Consider the following 20,717-nt stretch of genomic DNA (forward strand, 5'->3'; position numbering starts at 1 on the left):
TTATACTCTCTTGTCGTTATATGGCACATATTAGAAAATAAGCATTGAATGCGATTCAAATATTACTATTTTTCATTACGGGGTGCCCAGACATGAATTCAGTGACCTCACATAATAAAAAAAAAATAAACGTTAATGAAGGAGAGGTAGATTTTTTCTCTGATCTTATAACTGGAGAAAGTGCCCTAAAAAAAGAGTTCACAATTCAAAAGAGGCCCTATTACGTTAAAAGTGTAAAAAACACTGAAACTACAGCTGAATATTCCAAAGGTTGGGAAGTTATTCGGACTGGAAAAATAAGTACACGCCTCAAAAAACTAAAAACTCATGACCAGTTATTGGAGAGTAGAGTTTGGTGTCTTTTGAGGAAGATGGGATTTAGTACTTTAAGTGGTTCTAACTTCAAAATCAGTTTTACACGTGATAATGGAACCATTGGAAATAAGCAAATTGATGTATACGCAGAAGATGATGACGTAATATTTATTGTAGAGTGTAAAAGTAAAGAAAAACGTGGAAGACGAACTCTGCAGAAAGATATACAAGAAACGATTTCTCTTCAGGATTACATAAGAAAAACTATTTTTAGACGATTTAGTGACTTACCAAAACCAAAAATTGTCTGGATCTACGCTACAAGTAATATTTTATGGTCTGCGCCCGACCTGGAGCGCGCAGAGGACGGCAATATTCACGTCATTACTGAGAATGAGCTTCAATATTATGAAACTTTTACAAAACACATGGGGCCAGCAGGCCGATATCAAATAATTGGTGAATTTTTAAAAGGTCAGAAAATACCTGGTTTATCAAACATGAAAGTACCCGCAATACGAGGAAAAATTGGAGGCGAAAAATTTTATAGTTTTGTGACGACTCCTCGCAACCTTCTCAAAATTGCGTATGTGAACCACCAAGCATTAAACAATCCAGATCAAAAGCCAGCTTATCAGCGGATGGTGTCTGCCAAAAGAGTCAAGGAAATTGGCGAGTTCATCTCTAAAGGCGGATATTTTCCAACCAACATCCTTATAAATTTGACAGATAAACCTAAATTTGAACTGATTTCTGATAACGAAAATACTGATCCTAATTTAAAATTTGGTTGGATTACACTTCCATCAAAATTTAGGTCAGCTTGGGTGATTGATGGACAACACCGATTATTTGGCTTTTCACATTTAAGCGATGAGTATCTTGACCAGAGCTTATTTGTTCTTGCTTTTCAACAAATGCCGACCCGCAAAGAAGCTGATCTATTCATTACAATCAATCATGAGCAGAAAAGTGTCCCCAAAGGGCTCCTAATGAGCCTTCTTGCAGACATCAGAATGGGTGATGACGACCCGTCAACAGCATTATCAGCCTTGGCCTCAGCAGTAATCAGAGCACTAAACGACACTAAGTCTAGTCCTTTGTTTGGGAGATTTGTTAAACCAGGGGTTCCACCTGAACCGGAACAGAACTTAACAATCTCCGAAGGCATAAACGGGTTGAGAAGGTCTGGCTTAATTGGAAGAGTAAACGGTAAATACTTAATGCCCGGACCATTATCTGGTGCAACAGATTCAGAGACAGTCGAGCGAGCACAATACATACTCTCCACATACTTCGACAAAGTCTTATTGGCAAATCCAGATAGATGGGAAGCTGGCCGAGAAGCCTACATTTCAACTAACCCTGGGATCAGAGCACATATGACTGTAATCTCCGAAGTCATCAATCATATTACGAGCAAACAATCCCTAGACTTTCAATTAATAAATCAAACTGAAGCGGCAGGACACCTAACAGAATTCTGCCAACCCGTATTTGATTTAGTCGAGAGTTGCCCAGATGATCAAATTAAAACCATGTTTTCAAGGCGTTTTGGTGAGGGCGGAGTGAAAGAATATATATTTCACCTACTTAAGCCACTAAATGAACATCGTCCCGATTTTGGCAATGAAGAATTTCAACGCTGGATAGAACAAAGCACCTCTGAAAAAATTGACCAATATAACCAGTTCCTTATGAAGCTAGCTGAACGTCTTACAAACTACGTTATTGATACACTTAAGGAAGTACACGGACAACACCGATTAGATAGTGACGAACCGGCTTACTGGGAACTGGGTGTTCAAAGTGCACGTATCCGAAAAAATGCCTATGAAAAACAGCAAAGAGACGATAAGCGCAGGAAACCAAAAGAAGCCTATCTTGATATCGTAGATCTTGAAGAAATTGTTCGACAGAAAAACAACTGGATCCGCTTTGAAGCTGTGTTTAATAATCCTAGAGAGGGTGACAGAAAAGGCCAGAAGTATTACCTTAGTTGGATACAAAACTTTAATGAGCTGCGAAATATCGCTGCACATAAAAATCAGCTAAAAACCTATACAGATGACGACTTGGAGTTTATCGAGTGGCTCCGTACGACTGTCAGTCCGAAAGTCCCAGAATGAGTACTAAGCCGCTTAGACCCTTTTTAAAATGGGCAGGAGGAAAACGCTGGCTTTTTGAGAAGCAACTGTTCTCCGCCCCACACTATAGTGGCAAATACATAGAGCCCTTTCTTGGAGGAGGCGCTGTTTTTTTTCAGCTACTCCCCTCTTTTGCGTTATTAAGTGATGCAAATGGTAGATTAATCGAACTTTATACTGTAATTCGCGATGAACTCCTTGAATTTGAAGCAGAATTAAAGACACATGCAGCATTGCATTGTAAAGATTATTACTATGCAATAAGAGGGAAATCCTTTAAGAAACCGGTGGAACGAGCCGCACAGTTTATGTACTTAAATCGCACATGCTGGAACGGTTTATATCGTGAGAACCAAAAAGGACAGTTTAACGTCCCAATAGGCACCAAGCTTAATGTATTTTTGCCTAGTGATAACTTTACTTCTTGGTCCAAGGCTCTATCGAAAACAACACTGTTGCATCAGGATTTTGAGTTAAGCATCGATACTGCAATGGAAGGGGATTTCATATTTGCTGATCCTCCATACACTGTGCGCCATAACATGAATGGCTTCGTAAAATACAATCAGAATATTTTTGCATGGGAAGATCAAATTCGTTTGTGCAATGCCCTATCTAGAGCTGATGAACGAGGCGTGCAATTTGCTTTAACAAACGCAGATCACGAAAGTATTCGAGAGCTATATCGTGGAATAGGTATACAGACCCAACTAACTAGACACAGCCGCATAGCAGCCAGCTCTCAACATCGCTCAAATTCTACAGAAATACTGATAAGCAACACATCATAAATCTCAATTCGTAACCTCTGAACAGCCAACACATACGCACCAATTAGATATCTTCCTCACACCTCTCCGTTCACCCTACGAACTCCCCCGCCACATGCCCCAGGCCATTGCGCATGAGGCGGGAGACGTAGTCGCGGGTGGCTCTGCTTGGGGCGCCAGCCTCCCGCTTGGCTTCGTTCTCCTCAAAGCCGATAGCTGCTTCTGTGATGGATAGGCCCTGCCCGGCGATTGCGAAGACTGCCTGAGATTGATCAGGCCCTAGCAGGGCCGCGATCCGTTCTAGGGTTCTGTTTGCGTCTGTGGTGGAGACAAGAAGCCAATCGCGCACTTTGCGGCTGCAATCTACGCGGGGTTGTGTGAAGTCGATGGAGCTGGCTTGCCCCTCGCATTCAGCATACAGCGCCCGAATTTTACAGCCTGCCAGGTACTGCAGCTTGGTGATGTGTTTGTTGTTGTAAAGCCATTCCAGCGCCTGCCCGCGTTGGTACTTTGCCCGGCGCAGTGCTTCCTGCTTTTGCTCTTTCTTGGTGCCGCGTAAGCGGAGTGGATCTGTATTCTTAGAGCTCAACATCCTGCATCTCCCCATGTCGTAAAACTTCTTTAGCAATCAGACCTGCCAGCCGTTCACGCCGCCGCTCAAATGTATCTGCCATCAACTGAATTGGATGGTTTGGCGGGAGCGCTGCGAGCTCCCGCGTGGTTTCCCCGCGCAGCACGTCCAGAGCAGTCTTCACCTGCCCGGCCACGCGTCGGTTGCGCTCCATTGTGGCGACCACGAGAGTTTCAGTTTCCACCATATCCGGCATGCGCTTTTCCCGGCGCACAAAGTCCACCAGATCCGCTTGCCAGCCAGCAATACAGGCGGAAAGCGCAACATCCGCATCAGCTCCCACCATGACCTTAATCGCCACATGCTCCGGCCATGGATAGCCGCCCACCTGCAGGCTTGGTTCCGGTGCGCCTTCCAGCTGCCGTTGTGCCTCTGTGCAGGCCTTCACGCACTCTCCAACAAACGGCCAGACAGTGCTTTTTGCAGCCAACACCAATGCATCCGCTCCGGCTTTCAGTACGTCCTCTGAAAACCCGCTCAGCTTCTCCCGCAAAGAGGTGAAATAAGCTTCTTCGTTGCTGCCTGGCACCTTTTTGAAAGTACCGCCCAACGTGCTCAAAAAGTACAGCGCTATGAGGTCATTGGCTGATTTTGTCTGTGTGGCCGCGCTCATGCATAGCCCTCACCAAACACTTTGGTAATCGCCGCCCGGCAACGCTCTGCGGATCTGTCCAGATCCCGCGCCCGCGCTGCTTTTGCCTTGCTACCATCAGGGATAAACCGGCCTTCAATCTTGCCCAGTTCTTCCCGGCTTCGTTTGGCCGCAAGAATGGCGCGGGTGAAGTAGTTGAGGCTGCGCGGTTGCTCCGGCGCACGCCCCAAAACATGGGCAATTGTGGGTTTTACGTCCTTTTCAAGATCGCACCCATGGATCAGCCAGCCCCAAACCGGATTTAGGCCGCCCCGCACCTGTGCTGTGGTTGGGTCCAACCCAAGTGACTTTAGAAACCGGCTACAGCCCTCAACAAACCTCTGCCCGGCCCTATCCGCAATTGTGGGAGCCTGTGAGAGTGGAGAAGTGTTTTCGCATAAAGACCCACTCGCAGCCGCTTTGTCTTCTTCTTCTTTAGGTTTTAAGGACTCGTTCTTATAGGTGCCGATCTGGGGTGGCAGGGCCTGCCGATTTTCATTCGAAGCTTTAAGCTCATTTACATGGGCAGTGTGCGGAGCATCCTCGATGAGGTCGCCCTGCTCTTCCTCCTCCTCTTTGAGTGCCCGCATCACACGGTAGGTGTGGGAGCAGCTGCCTCCATCAGGGCGGATACCAGCCATCACCCGGAGCCACCCAGCCTTAGCCAGGTTGCCAATGGATTTTTGCACCGTAGAACGCGCAATCTCCAACTGCCGAGCAATCTTCACCTGACTGCGATAGGTCACGCCGTTGCCGTCCGTGGAGCAGCACAGGACACCCAGCACCTGAATATCACGCGGTTTCAACCGCCGGTCCTCAAACACACCAGCAGGAATAAAAGACAAACGGGGACGATTAACAGGTCTAGGCATTTTATAACCTCCTGAGCAGTGCGGATAATTGGATAAGTGAGAACTAGAAAATCAGTGGCGGAATACGCGCTCTGATTACAAAGGGATTGAAGCTAACAAGGTGACTTGTAACTATACCCTCAGAACAGCCCTAGCGGCTTGTAGCGGTCACGGTCCCATAGCTTTCCGTCTCCCGTTGCCATGTCTCCAATTGAAGAGATGGCGTGGCAGTTCCACATCAGCGGCAAGCGCCAACTGTTCCATCTCATGAAACCACGAAGCAGGAAATTGTCCTCGCATCACGGCAGCGCTTACAGCGCCCGACTTAACCCCGAGAGCATTTTGCAAACTGCCTCTTCCTAGTTTCTGCGCGATCATCCTAGCTGTAGTCATACGACGAGTATTCTAATAAATTTAGAATACGTCAATATGTTATCTGAGCGGTGGTCTAAGAAATGTAGAATGTGTTAATCTAAGCTCATGACAAAAAAGCTAAAAAATATTTCTGGACCTTTTGCGGAAATCGCAATCCGCCTTCGTGCGGTTGAAACATATGTAGGCATGTCACAAAAAGAGTTTTCAGAGTCTGCAGGTGTTCAGCAAAAATCCATGAGCCAATGGCAAAGTGGTGATTTCCGAATTTCTATTCAGGGGGCTCTTAAGCTGCGGGAGAGATACGGAATATCATTGGATTTCATATACTGCGGCAATATAGATGCATTACCAACCAAAATGGCTAATGAGCTTTCATCCATATTACGCGATAGCATTTCCAGCAGGTCAAATGACAATGGTGATCTACAAGCCCCATAATACAATAACTTGTATCGCCGATCCTCATCCATGACCACCTCCTGAACTATCTACTCATTTCCACCAATCAAAATTCCAATATTGTTCTTTTTAAATTCTCAATCGCCATCATGTTTCTGCCGAAACATGTCCGAAGTGAGACGCTAGTAGCTTTATATCTGCTACTGATCAAATAATTGCATTCCGCATAAAAGCATGTTGCGCGTGTATTGCCTACCCATTTCAGGTGCGCCATTTTGTGCACCCCTTAAACAAAACTTGTCTCCCCGAATATAGCCAAGCGAGTTTTTGTGTTTTCTAATTTATTTAGAAATGTATATTGACATTCTAAATTTATTAGAATTAGGATGAGTGGTATTTTCTAGCATACCAAGAAGTAGAGCCGCATAAAACGACGGCCATTTTCCTGAATAACAAGTCCCGAAGCTTTCTTTTACGAAAGGAATAGGCAATGCATGTTTTTCATAACTTCGAAGATGGGGGCGTCACCCACAAGAGCCCACACAGCCTTTCCAGCTACTACAGCTTATTGCAGCCAGAAATATTCAGCCTCGAACGGCTGATTGAGGCTGCACCTCTCCCCTTAAGTGAACGTGGCGAACTTGCGCAAATAATCGCAATCCGCTTTTCCAGCGGAGCAAGCCGCGCCCTTTCCATAGCTCCAACTCAGTGAGGTTCAACATGGCACCTCGCAAAACCACCCCAGAAGCGGAATCAGTATCCGAAGAAACCAAGCAGGCACAAAGCACCAAAGCTGCAACCACCAAGCCTAAGGCCAAGACCACCCCGGCAAAGACTGCCCCGAAAAAGGCAACACCAGCCAAAACGCAAACCGGGTCAAACAGCTCCGGCATTGCCGCCGATCATCTGCAAAGTTTCTTTGATCGCATTGAGCGGCTGGAAGGCGAGAAAAAGGGCATTGCAGACGACATCAAAGACGTCTTTGCTGAAGCTAAAGGCAACGGGTTTGATGTGCCCACCATGCGGGCAATTCTGAAAATCAAAAAGCAGAAGCCGTCAGAGCGCGAAGAGAAGGAATCCATGCTGGACCTCTACATGCACGCCCTTGGCATGCTGGAAGGAGACCTGGACGAAGCCCAACAACTTGGCATAGACGCAGCAAGCGCAGGCAAAGCAGTCACGGACAATCTCTACATAACCGAAGATCCGCGCTTCAAAAAATGGGAACAAGGCTGGCAAATGCAAACAGCTTTCCTAGCAGCGCAAGACAACCAGTAAGCCTCAGCGATCAAAGCCACGGGAGCGGCGCAGGTCATGCAGCCCAATCACCAAAATCAAATAAAGCTGCCTGCGGCCCCTCCTCTCCCCACACGGGAAGACCTAGAAACCGCCCTCAACCTCTTCGCCAAACTCGTCGATAAATACGGCACAGACTACCTCCCCTTCTTCCTGCGCATAGAGCGGGAGCTGATCGCACTGGAAGAAGAAAAAGATGCCCTTTCACGTGCAAAGGCACGGGCGCGTTTACAGGGGTCTACAAGGCGAGCCTAAAATGGGTCAACTGGAAAGCAGCCGGACTGCGGGACTAAGAAATACGATCAGTCGCCATAGTCTCGCTCTACCGATGAGTTTTCTGTCACCCAGTAGCTTTCGTGTCTTTTTTTATCGTAGGCATGATAGCGCTTCGAGAATGCCTTCAAAGCCTTATCGTATTGAACCATCACCAAGACGGCATCACTGTTCTGCGGCAGGTCATCCTCATCCAGCAAATCTAGATACTTTGCCTCCGCCTCATCACCCAAGACTTCCTTGAGGTCTTCGAGCACCCTGTTGAGAAGCTTCACCTTACCCTTGCTAAGCGTCGCATCAGCCTTCTTCTTTGAGAGTTCTCTCATTTCGGCAAGCAGGCCGGAAAACACGCCTATTGCCGCTCGATACGTTGCGACCTTCGCCGTGCTCGTTACGGGTTGATCTGCCATTAGCCTTTACCTCGCGTTTTTGCATCCGCCAAGATTTCGCTCGGATTACCTTCGATCAGATAGACCCACTTGTAGTCATGGTTGACAACATTGTCTGTCCTAAACCTCTCAATCTCTTCAAGATACTGCGCAATAACAAAAACCACATCACTATTTGATGGCAGCTCGTCCGTGTCGAAGGCTTCGAAGTCCTCGAACGGCCGATAGTCTGATCCAAGTACATCATTGGCAGAAGCAATAACCTTGTTGATCATACCTAATTTGAACTTATTGACGGCATCATTCTGAGACTTCTTCGAAAGAAGTGACATTTCGCCGTGAACAGCCTTGAGCTGCCCTATTGTTTTCTCAAGTTTTTCAATATCTTCAATACTCTTCAATATTCCTCCTTAAGGACAAGCCCTTCTAAATTCGACATATTTTTTGACGATGACATCAAGCGGATCGCGTTGATTGCTGTCAAAGACCTCGACCATCTGCTCGATATCAGCGTCCGTTAGAGCAACAATCGCCTTTCGCTGCCCCGACCACAAATCAACCGTGCTTGAAAAACGCGCCTTCTTCAAAGGATTACGCGTCACGAAAACTCCAAAGTTTCCCAAGTTGTCCTTCAGATACCGGTTAAGCTGATCGACATGCTTGGTCTCGATAGCCTTCACGTTCTTCATTTCGAACGTAATCTGCCTCGAACCATAGTCCGTCATAAGTTCCTGGAGAAACGGGTGCGTCCGACTGTTGTAGAAGATCAGATCACGGATGCTCACGCCGCTGTCGGTGCGCGCCTGTTCCTGGGCAAAATCGAGCTGCGGATACAGGAGCGACGGAAGAAGCTGCCCGATCAACTTCTCATAGGCAATGTCCGCCCCATCGTCTTTGCCGGTCGGCAGTTTCTTGATCGCCGCCAGCTTTCGGCGGGCCCACAGCGCCGGAATCTGCGAGAAAAGAGGGTCGTTTTTGCAGTCTTCCAAAGATCGCTCTCGCGCCTGCACATAAGCATCCACGACTGCATAGTTATCGCGGTTGTAGATTTGCACTCTAACGCGGGTTAGTTCTTCGCCCTCGTGCGCTATGTCGTCCTGGGGGCAGAAATTACGAAAATAGGTATCATAGTTGATCCAAGGAACGTGCCGAAGCCAACGCTTCGGGACAAACAACACGGGCAATCCAGTTTCAGGATGTATAGGAACTTCGGCCTGAACGTCCTCGAACATCAGCGAGGATGGATTGTAGACGTTTGAGACCACGGTTCGCTTCAGCCCGACGCCCAACGCTTGACATTCCTGTGCCGTGTAGTCGATCAGGAAACTCTTGATGAAGTTGCAGGCAATATCGCTGATCCGATCCTTACCGATACCATCAACAAATAGCTGGACTTCTTCGAAGTGGCGAAAGCCATGGTCTCGGTAGTAGGGTATCCGTTCGAAAAGGCTGAGAACCTCTTCTGCCTTAGCGCGACCGATCCGCGTCCCTTTTTTGGTTGCGGAAGTCCCTAGTCCCACTTCATCGCATTCCGACGCGGCGATGAGTTGCTGAATAGCTTGTTCCTGGTTGCCCGATTTGGAAAGAACTCCAATGTTATTGAAGGCTCCCAAAATCATCTGGTGCAACCCTTTATCTTGAAGGCTAGGGGAACGCCACAAGAGAAAAGGATCGACATAGAGAGGAATGTCTTCGTCTAGGAACGGGATCGCAAAGTCGAGCTCAGCTTGCGGAACAAAGATATCGTGAAATTCTGTAAATCTCGGGCGAATTATGTTCATGTATGTCATTCTGACGTGAATTGCTCGTTTGCCGATGCGTTGCATTCGACAAAGCTTACCCGTTGAGGTCGAAACAATCCAGAAAGATACCCGACGATTCCGTTTTAAGCACCGCTTTTGTTAAACCAGAGGGCAAGGCGGCCAACGCAGCGAATTTCCGCTTTCCGCCTAAAGCAACATGCCAACCTAGATCAAGATTAAGTTGTGTATCGGACTGGTTCGAACTCCCAGACTTCAGATTGAATGTCCGCAATGGTCACCTTGCGACATGCAGCGCTAGCGAAGGCCAGCGCCCTCACTGATGATAGCAAAGGGCTCAAACAAGCAACTCTCGCGACTTAATCCGACCGGCAAGAACTGGCACTATTTGCCTTTATCCGCTCAAATAACTCCATAGAAAAGCCAAGCTGAATCTTCCGCAGCTCCCCGGCACGATACGCCATAGATCCACCATCCCCGTATTCCGGCCGGTCAATAGCATGCCCCATCAACAGGCACCGCAGCTCATAGTCTAACTTGGCTTCTTTCATGCGGGTTTCAAAGGCATGGCGCAGCGAATAAATCCGGTGGTTCTCAGAGGGTAATAACCCCGCCCGCCGGAAAGCCTTCATAGCCGTTGCAGAAAAGTTGTTTTCCTTATCTACATAGCGCGGGAAGCCCTCAGGCGCCCGCCGCATCGCTTCATAAGACACGCCGATCAGAGGAATATCACGCACGCTGGATTCCGTTTTAATGGCGCGATCCGGCTTAAACTTGATGGAGATATAGGGCACCTTGGCGTCAAGATGGATCTGACGCGCGGAAATATTGCAAAGCTCGGAAGGACGGCAGCCGGTTTCAATGCACGCTAGCACAATCAGTGCTGCATCTCTATTCAGCGAGGCCAGCGCTCCAGGTTCAAGAATTTTCTGTTGTATCCAAGAGGCAGGAAAAGGCGGCACATCCTGCCGCAAGGCTTTGGGACTGCGGAAATTGAGGTTTCTAAAGGGATTCTCTCGCTCTTCCTCCCCGACCCTCTCAAAATAGGCACTATAGAGCTTGCGCATATTGCCAACATCGCGATTGGCAGAATTACCGGAAAGTGGCTTTTCCCCTCCCTTGCCAGTCACACGATCTTGCCACCAGTTGAAAAACTGCAAGGCATCCTCGCGGGTCACCTCTTCCAGGTCTTTATCGCCAACAATCTTGATGAAGTTGCTCACAGCCCGGTTCTTGACTTTCTCAAAGCTCTTTTTCTGAGCTGCACTCATGCCCTTTTGCTCATCCGGTGCAATCTCAGCCAAATAAACATCCATGGCCCTAGAAACCGTCACAGAAGGGCGTTTAGCAGTGCCTAGCAATGCCTGCGCATCTGATTGCAAACCAGCCTCAGGCCGCCCTACCAACGCCAATGCACGCGCCACTACATCCACCACCGGGGCCGCTTCCAGCTCAAAGGCAGGCTTAAATACAAAACCAAGCGCAAGCGCTCGATGCTGCGCTGCCTTATAGTTTGCATCAGCAACGTCCAGCACAGCTTCACCACCGCCCTGCAGAGACAGCCAGTAAAGCCTATCAGCTTCTGCAAGTGCATCGCGCCGCGCACAGGCTTCTTCTAAGGATGATGTTTCGAGAGAGAGTTCAATTTTGCCGCGTTGGTCTAAATGCGCAACCTTCTTAGGCACGCGCCTGATGTAGTACCAGCGACTACCCCGCAACTTTAGGTATTTGTCTGACCCCTGCATAAAACCCCCAATTTGCAAATGTAGGGCAGTTTGTAGGGCAATTTGTAGGGCAGAAAGTGCGGTTTAGTAAACCCGCAAAAACAAAAACGGCGCTTTGCTAAGTAATATCAATCACTTAGCAAAGCGCCGGTTGGTGCGGCCGAGAAGACTCGAACTTCCACGGGTGTTACCCCACAGCGACCTCAACGCTGCGCGTCTACCAATTCCGCCACGGCCGCAAAACCTTGGCTTGCCTCCGGTTTGTTTGGCTCGTTGGCCTCGCCCCGTCGGCTGGTGAGCGGTGATATAGCCAACCCCTCGGACCAGCGCAAGTACCCTTTTTCAGAAATTCACAGGGCTATGCAAAAAAATCGAAAAAACCTCGCTTTGACCGTGACTTATCCACTATCTGCGATATTTCAGATCCGATCTTCCATGTTTACGGGTCGCATTTCCACAGCGCGCTCCAAAACCTTTGTGATGACAATGCCAACTTTATCGCCAACAACAGTGACCTGCCCCTCAGCGACCGGCGTATTATTCGCCAAAATCATAACATCATCAGCTTCATGCGTGTCCAACTCGATCACAGCACCTCGCCCCATGCGTAAAAGCTGATGCACTGGCATTTCCGATTTACCCAGCACCACCGAAATATCGACGGAGATATCATCGAACCTATTCATATCTGCCTTCCAGCATCCAAGAGAATAAAATGCACCCCGACTTGCTCTGTGAGTTGGTGCCCTGTGATTTTTAGTGTAGACGCTTACATCTCATTAGGGCAAACCAACTCACCGAAATCCGCAGATCATTTTGGGATAACAACATGGCAGATCGTCAAACCCTCAAAACAGACTTCTTACCCAAAGAAGGCTCCCCTCCTGTTGAGTGGGTTATAGATGATGAACTTGTACCCTATGAGGTTGCACAAAAGGAGATGGAAGAGCGCGTCGCAGCTATTGCCGCTGGCAAGGCAGCAGAACGCGTCTGGCTTCTTGAGCACCCTCCTCTTTATACTGCAGGCACGAGCGCAGATCCGGTCGATCTCATCGCCAAGGATCGCTTTCCAGTCTATGAGACTGGCCGCGGAGGGCAATATACCTATCATGGCCCTGGCCAGCGCGTTGCCTATGTTATGCTTGACTTAAAACGCAGGCAACAAGATGTACGCGCGTTCGTAGCCGCGCTAGAACAATGGCTTATCGATACCCTCTGGCAGCACCACGTGCGCGGAGAACGCCGGGAAGACCGCGTTGGTGTGTGGGTTCAACGCCCACAAAAGGGCCCGGACGTCGAAGATAAAATCGCTGCCATTGGCATCCGGCTGCGCAAATGGGTCACCTTCCACGGTATCTCGCTAAACGTAGATCCCGATCTCGAACACTTCTCTGGGATCGTCCCATGCGGCGTGCAAAAACATGGCGTCACAAGCCTGATAGACTTGGGCCTGCTACTCACCATGCCGGAAGTAGACGTGATACTGCGCGAACAGTTTGAGAAGATTTTTGGTGCAACGGTGTTGGTTGGCCCTTCTGGCCTGGCTCTAAGAAGCGATCCAGATACCTAATATTCAACTCGGAAAGGTCCCACTTCGTCGGGGACCTTTTCCAAAAGGCTCACCGATTTTACACTTGCCCCTGATGGCCCTTTTTGAACGGCCATCAGCAATGCATCTACCTTTTCCTGCTCACCAGTAACAACCACCTCAACCGACCCGTCCTCTCTGTTTTTACACCAACCGGACACTCCGAGCAGCTCCGCTTTTCTGTGGAGCCAGGCACGATATCCAACCCCCTGCACCAATCCTGAAATGGAAAAGTGTGAGGTTTTCATTGGCATCTCCTAATGTCCTGACGGGTCACACAAACAAAAATCGTCTCGTTGAGCAGCAGATTAATCACCCAGATCGACCATTCGCAGCTCTAGATTGCAAGCCATAAAAAAAACATCAATTCCCATATCTAATAGGTTGAAACTTTAGGAGATACTCTATGAATTTTTTGAAGGTCAGCCTTATTGCCCTAACTGTTTGTGCAACGACAACCATCCTTCCAACCGATACATCAGCGGCAGAAAACACCTCCAAGCTGTTCAGTAAGACGGTCGAAACCGCCACATATAAGCAAGGCATCTCGGCTATCGCCCTACAAGCCCGGCAGAACCCAGCAGACAGCGAAGCGGTTTTTGCCTTAGGCGCCTTGCAGTTCCTAAATGCATTAGAAGGCTTGCAGCACGACCTTTACCGATATGGAGCAGGCAACGCAGACATTGATCGCAACCTGCGCTCATTCCTGCCTATTCTCAGAATTCCTGTCTCCCCCAACCCCTCGCCTGAGCCCATCACCTACGAGAAAACACGAGAGATCTTTAAAACCTTTGTTGCTGGTATGGAGCAAGCAAACCAGACACTTGCAGCTCTCCCAGATAAACCAGTCAAACTACCTGTCGACCTGCTTAAAATATCGCTCGATGCTGATCGAAGTGGCACCATAGAGCCTTACGAAAACCTCGCAACTGTCCTCGGCAGCCTTTCAAGATCGCGAAATTTCAAGGTCGAAGGCGAGGCCCAATCATTCCCGGTCACTTTTGATCAAGCGGATGCAAAGTGGCTTCAAGGTTATTCAAACCTGCTCATGTCAACAGCCAACTTCCTGCTCGCTTTCGATTTTGAGCCAACTTACGACCTCGCCTTCCATAGTGTATTTGGACCCTCAGCGACAAACTACGGCAAATTGCTGGAAGAAAAGGGGAAGCGCAAGACCGGCCGCGACTTCGAAACAATCGCAGCGGCCCTCAACTTCGTTCATAGCGTCAACTGGCAAGTTGATGAGCCAGACCGCCTCGAAGCAACGCGTCAGAACCTGCTGAAAGTTATGCAACTCAATTATGAGACCTGGGATCTTGTCAGCAAAGAAACCGACGACGACAACGAATGGCTACCAAACCCAAACCAGACAAGCCCCTTTCAGGCTCTACCCGTTACACAGCCGACAATTGATGCATGGCTCCAAAATGTTAAAGCAGCAGAACATGTGCTGAATGGAGATCTTCTCATCCCCTCAATGTCTTTTGAAGGGGGGATTAACATGAAGACGTTTTTCCAAACCGCACAAACATTCGACATAGTCCTCTTTATCACCGGTCCAAATTCAGCCGACTATATTGAGGACGGTGAAGTATCGGATGGCAACTTCATGAGAACCATCACAAGACCGATGGGGAGAAACTTCGGCTCCTTTGCCATCTGGTTTAATTAGGTCTTTGAGATACAAAAAAGCCCGGCGAACATGCCGGGCTTTTCATTAAGTGGATTTGCGTTCCACATGAACAATGTAGAGTGAAGCCCCGATAATCAAAGCGGCTCCAAGCCACAAGTTACCTGGTGGAACCCACCCAAAAACAAGGAAACCACAAAGCACATTCAGCGGCAGCTTCAAGTGATCGAACGGCTGCAGATAAGCTGCGTCAACACGCTGATAAGCCATAGCCAGAGACCCTTGTGCAATTGCCCCAAGCAAACCTGCCAGAACCACCAGCCACCACATATTCATACCAACAGGCAGGGCCAAACCACTTGGTGCGAGCAATGCCAATGCAAGGTTGATCGGGGTCAGAAGCAACAGCAAGTACAATGTCACCGACTGAGGGCTATCATTCTCTTCCAGCTTCTTCATGCATAAGATAGAAGAGCCCCACAACAGCGCTGCAACAATTGGCAAGAATGCAACGAGCTGGAACGTATCGTCCCACGGACTAAGAATAATCATCCCGCCAACAAATCCAACGACAGTCGCCAGCCAGCGCTGCCCACTGGCCTTCTCACCAAGAAACGCGGCTGCACCAATGGTTACAAAAAACGGTGACGTCATCAACAGCGCTATGGCCTGCCAGATCGGAACGCCATTCGCCAACCCGGCAACCCAAAACTGAACGCCAAGGGCAGCCAAAACCACGCGAAACACATGCAAACCGAGTTGTTTGGTTCTCAGCCCGGCAAACCCGATACGCCAGATAACCGGAACCATCGCGATAAGAGAGATAAGATACTGCCAAAACGTTGCACTGGTGGAACTAAGTCCCTGTGTCATCGTCAAGTACTGCATGGCAGAGTTGGTAATGGCGAATGCCGCACCGGCGAAGATCATCCAGCTGGCGCCAACAACAGCAGCGGAGGCGCGCGCAGAGCTGCGTGATGTACTCATACACGCACCTCATTCAAATCAAGCATAAACAGATTGGACATAAACATCTTTCTGATCCAAAGAGCAGCAAAAAAGCTGCAAAGTTCCATTGAATCAGGACGCGTAAGCAAACAGTGCCCTTGCGAACACTCCCTCACCTACATTCTCTTTCATCCGGACTATAACCGTCGGTTCCGGGTTCTCACCGGATCTGCTGACCCTTCCTGCAAGCAGGAAAGCGCTCGTGGACTTAGGGCCCAAAACTGCCTATCACCACCGGTAGGGAATTGCACCCCGCCCTGAGAATTAGCCCTCCCTTAAAGAAGGACCACTGTTATCTAACAGATTCTCAGAAAATTGCGAGTGGTCTTTCAGTCTAACTGAAACCAACAATGATAAACAAAATGCGCTTGCTAACGCAGATCCCACTGACGCAGCTCTTCCCGGTAGGTCTCTGGAAACTCCCAGTGTTCACAAGCAGATAAAACCCCTTCCCACGCCTTAAGCTGCGGCTTGCCGGTTTTGGCTGTCCGGCTCACATAGATAATTGCAGACTTGCTCTGCAAACCGTGGCGAATGGGGAGGAATACTTTGTCCAATCCTTTACGGAAAAGCGCTTCTGCGCCATCAACCACCGTGATTTCACCGATCCGGCAATCCCAAAGCACCCCGTGGACGGTTTTGCCCGGTGCCTTTACCATGGACGGCACTCCTTCTGACGTCACGATAAAACGATATCCATCCATAAAGGCCAGCCCCAACGCTTTGGCATTTGGACAGCGGCTTGCCATAATCTTCGGATCCATCAAACGGCCATACGCAAAATAAATCGGCATCAATGTTACTCTTGAATCAAACAGGTTTAGGAGACGAGGCTTTTGGCAAGGTGAGCAGCAAGCTCAGCTGGCGAAGAAACAACAGCACCGGCCTTATGTTCAGCCAACTCCTCAGCAGATCCATAGCCCCAGAGCACACCAATCGACGCGACGCCATTTTCAGAGGCCGCGATGAGATCATGCTTCCGGTCCCCGATCATAATGGTTTTGGAGGGATCAAGGTTTTCTTGTTCCAGCAGGTAGGCCAACAGATCAATCTTATTGCCGCGTGTCATATCCAGCTCGCAGCCATAGGTCTTTTCAAAAAAGCCATCCAGCTCAAAGTGAGCGATAATCTTTTCCGCATAAACCCAAGGCTTCGACGTACACACAAACAGGCGATCACCGCGAGTTTTTGCCTCCTGAAGCAACTCGACTATTCCCTCATAGCGCTCGTTTTCATAAAGTCCAACAGTAGTAAAACGCTCACGGTAGAGGCGGATAGCCTCGAAGATTAGCTCTTCGTCATCTGTATTCAAAAGCTGGCGATACGTCTCAGTCAGCGGAGGACCAATTACAAAATTGAGCTCTTCTGCCGGAGGAACCTCCCAGCCAAGCTTCTCAAGCGCATATTGAACACTTGTAACAATGCCAACAAATGGGTCTGTCAGCGTTCCATCCAAATCAAAAAGTAGAGTGCGCAAAGCCAAATCCTTAAATTGAGAATTGGCTTCGCGCCAACCCCTTATTCAAATTCCATGATTACAGCATCAACAGCCAGACTATCACCCGGAGCCGCCTTGATTGCGCTTACCACACAATCCCGCTCTGCTCGAAGCACATTTTCCATTTTCATGGCTTCAACAATTGCTAACTGCTCCCCAGCTTTGACTTCCTGTCCCTCATTTACGTGAAGAGAAACAACAAGCCCCGGCATTGGGCAAAGCAATAGATTGGATGTATCAGGAGCGACTTTTTCAGGCATCAAAGCAGCAAGCTCAGCAATGCGCGGGCTCATAACCTGTGCAACAACCGAGAAGCCCTGCCAGTCAAGCTGATAGCCATTATCAACAGCTCTCACCTGAACGCTGACATTACGCTCACCCACCTGCCCTTTCCAGAGCATTTCACCTGGAGCCCAGCTGGAGGCAACCCGCTCATTCGCCCCGCCATCAACGCAGATGTCCAAATCCACTGGAGTAGCTGCCAAACCCTCAACAAGCTCGGCTTTCAATGTTTCACCGTCAATACGGACAGCCCACTCGCGCCGTACAGCGCCGTGATGCGGGCGCAACCGACCCGGCAAATGATCCAACCGTTCGCGTTCAATCAAATGCATAGAGAGTGCAACAGATGCCAACACCGAATTGGCTTCAGCATCTGGCGTTGCAGGCTCAAATCCATCTGGATATTCATCAGCAATAAAGCCGGTAGATATCTCACCAGAGCGCCAACGCGGATGTTTCATAAGCGAAGCAAGGAACGGCACATTATGTTGAATGCCATCAACCTGGAACTCATCTAGCGCAGTACTCATTCCCTCAATGGCTTCTGCCCGTGTTGCAGCATGCGTTACAAGCTTAGCAATCATAGGGTCATAGAACATAGAGATCTCAGATCCCTCAACAACACCGGTATCATTACGAACCAGATAGTTGCCATGCTTGCCTTCAACCGGCGGACGGTAGTGGGTCAGGCGACCAATGGATGGCAGGAAGTTCCGGTACGGGTCTTCAGCATAAATACGGCTCTCAATAGACCAGCCATTCAGCTTCACATCCTCCTGCTTGATGGACAGTGCTTCCCCAGCAGCCACCCGGATCATCTGCTCAACCAGATCAACACCTGTAACCAGCTCAGTGACAGGGTGCTCCACCTGCAAACGTGTGTTCATTTCTAAGAAGAAGAAGCTCTTATCCTGCCCAGCTACAAACTCAACAGTGCCGGCACTGTCGTAATCAACCGCCTTTGCAAGAGCAACAGCCTGCTCGCCCATTTTGCGGCGGGTTTTTTCGTCCAGAAGCGGGGATGGAGCTTCCTCAATCACCTTCTGGTTACGGCGCTGGATCGAACACTCGCGCTCGCCCAGATAAACAGCATTGCCATGCTTATCACCCATCACCTGAATTTCGATATGGCGTGGGTTCTCAATAAACTTCTCAATGAAGATCCGGTCATCACCAAAGGAGTTAATGGCCTCAGACTTTGCACGATCAAAGCCATCCATAGCCTCTTCATCGTTCCAGGCGATACGCATACCTTTACCGCCGCCGCCAGCAGATGCTTTAATCATCACTGGGTAACCGACCTCGGCTGCAATACGCTTAGCATCCTGCGGAGTTTCAATCAGGCCCATATAGCCTGGAACAGTAGAGACATTCGCCTCAGCTGCAAAACGCTTGGATGTGATCTTATCACCCATGACTTCAATAGCTTTAGGGTTTGGCCCGATAAAGACAATCCCTTCCTGCTTCAAGCGTTCGCAAAACTCTGCGCGCTCGGAAAGGAAGCCATAGCCTGGGTGAACTGCTTCTGCACCGGTTTGCTTACACGCATCAATAATCTTATCGATCACAAGGTAAGACTTCGCCGCAGTTGGCTCACCAATATGAACGGCCTCATCAGCCATTTCCACATGAAGCGCATCCCGGTCCGCATCAGAATAAACAGCAACCGTCTTGATTCCCATCGCCTTTGCGGTCTTGATGACACGACAAGCGATTTCTCCACGGTTTGCGATCAGAATTTTTGAAAACATGCGCCCATCCCAAATACACGTATTCCTAATATGTAATGCTGGGTTGTAGGCATCTCTTTTCAACTCCGCAACCTCACAATAGGGCGAAGAAGCATTGCACTTTCGTGACTGTGAGATCCTCGCCGAAAATTCTCCGATCCTCTTCAAAACACCTGTTATTTTGCCATTTTTGATCGCATAGCATTGAGTTCGCCCGCAACCTCTGGCAACACAGAAGCCAGAGCGACCAAAGAATAGAAGCGGAGACACCTAATGAATGAGAACAAGATCTACCTGGAAGGCCTTTCTTTCTTCGCGTTTCACGGCCTATTTGATGAAGAGGCTAAACTGGGCCAACGTTTCATCGTAGATCTCACTTGCTGGGCTGATTTTGAACAAGCCACACATTCTGACAAATACGAAGACACGATCTGTTATGGAACACTTGCAAAGACTGTTGAGACCGTCGTCACAAAATCTCGTTTCAATTTATTAGAGCGCTTAGCGGGCGCAATTTGTGAAGCCGTATTCCAGATGGATCCACGCATCTCCAAAATCACAGTTAAGGTCAACAAGCCCTCTGCGCCTGTACCGGTTCATGTAGGCGGGTTTGCAGTTGAAATTACCCGCAACCGACCTGCAACCTCGTCTTAAATCAGCAATTTTTCTTTCAAGACCTACTAACCACTGCAAGGTTTCGCGCTCGCCTTATCCGCCAATGCCTGCAAAACAGAGTAGATAGCGGCTTTTTAAGTCAGTGAATAACTTCTGTTTGGAAAGGTTAGTAAACGTCATGCGAAACGTCTCCACTCTCATTCTCGCCGGCACTTTCCTCTCTGTGTCCTGGTACACTCCAGCGAACGCTCAAGTAAGACCAGACACAAGAAATATGACCTGCGAGCAGGCTAGGCAACTTGTCATTGACGACGGTGGAGTATTACTCTCCACTGGCCCCAGAACCTTCGACCGCTATGTAAGTGGCGTCCGGTATTGTGAGTATAACGAAATACTGCAGCGCCGATGGGTTCAAACAACAGACGATCATACCTGTCTGGTTGGATTTAGTTGCAAGCCACGCACACATGAAGATCAGTAGAAAATATGAGCAAGATCACAGCGATGGCCCTATCGGGGGCCATCGTCCTCCTCATTTCCACGTCAACATATGCAAGACCGGACACCAGAAAGATGTCCTGTCAGGAAGCACGCTCGCTCGTCGCTCGTTCTGGGGGTGTTGTGTTGTCGACTGGCGCACGCACCTATGATCGTTTTGTCGCCAGCATTCGGTTTTGCCAACCTTACGAGCGTTTAAAGAGGCGTTGGGTTCCGACTCGAGATCAGAAAAGCTGCTTCATCGGTTATTCATGTGAGCCCGCAGACGACAGTTACGACGGCATATTCGGATACGATTAAAACCTGG

Annotated in this window: 23 protein-coding genes, 1 tRNA gene and 1 riboswitch; of the genes, 10 read left to right on the forward strand and 14 right to left on the reverse strand. The window is 49.0% G+C overall.

From position 1 onward, the window contains the following. Nucleotides 1-92: 92 nt before the first annotated feature. Complete coding sequence (locus BMZ51_RS12065) at nucleotides 93-2,444, forward strand: DGQHR domain-containing protein (protein WP_068001473.1); 2,352 nt, start codon at nucleotides 93-95, stop codon at nucleotides 2,442-2,444. Continuing rightward, nucleotides 2,441-3,253, forward strand: coding sequence for a DNA adenine methylase (locus BMZ51_RS12070; RefSeq protein WP_068001476.1), 813 nt, complete (start codon nucleotides 2,441-2,443; stop codon nucleotides 3,251-3,253). Before BMZ51_RS12065 ends, BMZ51_RS12070 begins: the two co-directional genes overlap by 4 nt. A 70-nt stretch (nucleotides 3,254-3,323) precedes the next feature. On the opposite strand, the gene BMZ51_RS12075 is transcribed toward BMZ51_RS12070, so the two are convergent. Genes BMZ51_RS12075 through BMZ51_RS12085 form a run of 3 tightly spaced genes read right to left on the reverse strand, consistent with a single transcriptional unit; the run spans nucleotide 3,324 to nucleotide 5,366 of the window. Beyond that, nucleotides 3,324-3,824, reverse strand: coding sequence for a hypothetical protein (locus tag BMZ51_RS12075; protein WP_068001479.1), 501 nt, complete (start codon nucleotides 3,822-3,824; stop codon nucleotides 3,324-3,326). Next, nucleotides 3,811-4,476 carry a hypothetical protein gene (locus tag BMZ51_RS12080; RefSeq protein WP_068001482.1) on the reverse strand — a complete coding sequence of 222 codons (666 nt, stop codon included), beginning with the start codon at nucleotides 4,474-4,476 and terminating at the stop codon, nucleotides 3,811-3,813. Before BMZ51_RS12080 ends, BMZ51_RS12075 begins: the two co-directional genes overlap by 14 nt. Next, nucleotides 4,473-5,366: a helix-turn-helix domain-containing protein gene (locus BMZ51_RS12085; RefSeq protein ID WP_068001485.1), complete on the reverse strand. Its 894-nt coding sequence runs from the start codon at nucleotides 5,364-5,366 to the stop codon at nucleotides 4,473-4,475. Before BMZ51_RS12085 ends, BMZ51_RS12080 begins: the two co-directional genes overlap by 4 nt. 459 nt (nucleotides 5,367-5,825) lie before the next feature. Here BMZ51_RS12085 and BMZ51_RS12095 point away from each other — a divergent pair, with 459 nt between their 5' ends. From BMZ51_RS12095 to BMZ51_RS12110, 4 genes are all read left to right on the forward strand, one after another. Continuing rightward, nucleotides 5,826-6,158, forward strand: coding sequence for a helix-turn-helix transcriptional regulator (locus BMZ51_RS12095; RefSeq protein WP_068001494.1), 333 nt, complete (start codon nucleotides 5,826-5,828; stop codon nucleotides 6,156-6,158). A gap of 451 nt (nucleotides 6,159-6,609) precedes the next feature. Next, nucleotides 6,610-6,831: a hypothetical protein gene (locus BMZ51_RS12100; RefSeq protein WP_068001497.1), complete on the forward strand. Its 222-nt coding sequence runs from the start codon at nucleotides 6,610-6,612 to the stop codon at nucleotides 6,829-6,831. 8 nt (nucleotides 6,832-6,839) lie between these two features. Next, complete coding sequence (locus BMZ51_RS24680; RefSeq protein ID WP_074882081.1) at nucleotides 6,840-7,397, forward strand: DUF2312 domain-containing protein; 558 nt, start codon at nucleotides 6,840-6,842, stop codon at nucleotides 7,395-7,397. A gap of 36 nt (nucleotides 7,398-7,433) precedes the next feature. Next, nucleotides 7,434-7,670 carry a hypothetical protein gene (locus tag BMZ51_RS12110; protein WP_068001499.1) on the forward strand — a complete coding sequence of 79 codons (237 nt, stop codon included), beginning with the start codon at nucleotides 7,434-7,436 and terminating at the stop codon, nucleotides 7,668-7,670. Between the two features lie 47 nt (nucleotides 7,671-7,717). On the opposite strand, the gene BMZ51_RS12115 is transcribed toward BMZ51_RS12110, so the two are convergent. From BMZ51_RS12115 to BMZ51_RS12140, 6 genes are all read right to left on the reverse strand, one after another. Further along, on the reverse strand, nucleotides 7,718-8,098 hold the full coding sequence (locus BMZ51_RS12115; protein ID WP_068001504.1) for a hypothetical protein: 381 nt from the start codon (nucleotides 8,096-8,098) through the stop codon (nucleotides 7,718-7,720). Continuing rightward, nucleotides 8,098-8,478 (reverse strand): hypothetical protein, encoded by a 381-nt coding sequence (locus tag BMZ51_RS12120; protein ID WP_139201386.1) that lies wholly within the window; start codon nucleotides 8,476-8,478, stop codon nucleotides 8,098-8,100. The genes BMZ51_RS12115 and BMZ51_RS12120 overlap by 1 nt, the downstream gene beginning before the upstream one ends. 9 nt (nucleotides 8,479-8,487) lie before the next feature. Next, nucleotides 8,488-9,903 carry a hypothetical protein gene (locus BMZ51_RS12125; RefSeq protein WP_244271354.1) on the reverse strand — a complete coding sequence of 472 codons (1,416 nt, stop codon included), beginning with the start codon at nucleotides 9,901-9,903 and terminating at the stop codon, nucleotides 8,488-8,490. Nucleotides 9,904-10,196: 293 nt separating this feature from the next. Continuing rightward, nucleotides 10,197-11,582, reverse strand: coding sequence for a DUF6538 domain-containing protein (locus BMZ51_RS12130; protein ID WP_068001508.1), 1,386 nt, complete (start codon nucleotides 11,580-11,582; stop codon nucleotides 10,197-10,199). 131 nt (nucleotides 11,583-11,713) lie between these two features. Continuing rightward, a tRNA-Leu gene (locus BMZ51_RS12135) sits at nucleotides 11,714-11,800 on the reverse strand. Between the two features lie 180 nt (nucleotides 11,801-11,980). After that, entirely contained in the window at nucleotides 11,981-12,247 is a 267-nt protein-coding gene (locus tag BMZ51_RS12140) for a FliM/FliN family flagellar motor switch protein (RefSeq protein ID WP_068001511.1), read from the reverse strand. Between the two features lie 143 nt (nucleotides 12,248-12,390). Between BMZ51_RS12140 and lipB the strand changes: the two genes are divergently transcribed. Next, nucleotides 12,391-13,131 (forward strand): lipoyl(octanoyl) transferase LipB, encoded by a 741-nt coding sequence (gene lipB / locus BMZ51_RS12145; protein WP_068001515.1) that lies wholly within the window; start codon nucleotides 12,391-12,393, stop codon nucleotides 13,129-13,131. On the opposite strand, the gene BMZ51_RS12150 is transcribed toward lipB, so the two are convergent. After that, the gene (locus BMZ51_RS12150; RefSeq protein ID WP_068002763.1) at nucleotides 13,128-13,397 is read right to left on the reverse strand and encodes an acylphosphatase; all 270 of its coding nucleotides are present in this window, start codon (nucleotides 13,395-13,397) and stop codon (nucleotides 13,128-13,130) included. The genes lipB and BMZ51_RS12150 overlap by 4 nt on opposite strands. A gap of 158 nt (nucleotides 13,398-13,555) precedes the next feature. On the opposite strand from BMZ51_RS12150, the gene BMZ51_RS12155 reads away from it, so the two are divergent. Beyond that, nucleotides 13,556-14,821, forward strand: coding sequence for a hypothetical protein (locus BMZ51_RS12155; protein WP_068001517.1), 1,266 nt, complete (start codon nucleotides 13,556-13,558; stop codon nucleotides 14,819-14,821). A gap of 45 nt (nucleotides 14,822-14,866) precedes the next feature. Here BMZ51_RS12155 and BMZ51_RS12160 read toward each other — a convergent pair whose 3' ends face one another. From BMZ51_RS12160 to BMZ51_RS12175, 4 genes are all read right to left on the reverse strand, one after another. Next, nucleotides 14,867-15,766 (reverse strand): DMT family transporter, encoded by a 900-nt coding sequence (locus tag BMZ51_RS12160; protein ID WP_068001519.1) that lies wholly within the window; start codon nucleotides 15,764-15,766, stop codon nucleotides 14,867-14,869. Nucleotides 15,767-15,903: 137 nt separating this feature from the next. Then, nucleotides 15,904-16,056, reverse strand: a riboswitch (FMN riboswitch). Nucleotides 16,057-16,158: 102 nt separating this feature from the next. Further along, nucleotides 16,159-16,581: a gamma-glutamylcyclotransferase family protein gene (locus BMZ51_RS12165; protein WP_068001522.1), complete on the reverse strand. Its 423-nt coding sequence runs from the start codon at nucleotides 16,579-16,581 to the stop codon at nucleotides 16,159-16,161. A 26-nt stretch (nucleotides 16,582-16,607) separates the two neighbouring features. After that, nucleotides 16,608-17,264 carry an HAD family hydrolase gene (locus BMZ51_RS12170; RefSeq protein WP_175485023.1) on the reverse strand — a complete coding sequence of 219 codons (657 nt, stop codon included), beginning with the start codon at nucleotides 17,262-17,264 and terminating at the stop codon, nucleotides 16,608-16,610. Between the two features lie 41 nt (nucleotides 17,265-17,305). Continuing rightward, nucleotides 17,306-19,318: an acetyl-CoA carboxylase biotin carboxylase subunit gene (locus BMZ51_RS12175; protein ID WP_068001529.1), complete on the reverse strand. Its 2,013-nt coding sequence runs from the start codon at nucleotides 19,316-19,318 to the stop codon at nucleotides 17,306-17,308. Nucleotides 19,319-19,570: 252 nt separating this feature from the next. Between BMZ51_RS12175 and folB the strand changes: the two genes are divergently transcribed. Next, complete coding sequence (folB, locus tag BMZ51_RS12180; RefSeq protein WP_068001532.1) at nucleotides 19,571-19,951, forward strand: dihydroneopterin aldolase; 381 nt, start codon at nucleotides 19,571-19,573, stop codon at nucleotides 19,949-19,951. Nucleotides 19,952-20,398: 447 nt separating this feature from the next. Beyond that, nucleotides 20,399-20,710: a hypothetical protein gene (locus BMZ51_RS12190; protein WP_074882087.1), complete on the forward strand. Its 312-nt coding sequence runs from the start codon at nucleotides 20,399-20,401 to the stop codon at nucleotides 20,708-20,710. Nucleotides 20,711-20,717: the final 7 nt, after the last annotated feature.

This window comes from Pseudovibrio axinellae (assembly GCF_900110875.1).
Taxonomy (GTDB): domain Bacteria; phylum Pseudomonadota; class Alphaproteobacteria; order Rhizobiales; family Stappiaceae; genus Pseudovibrio; species Pseudovibrio axinellae.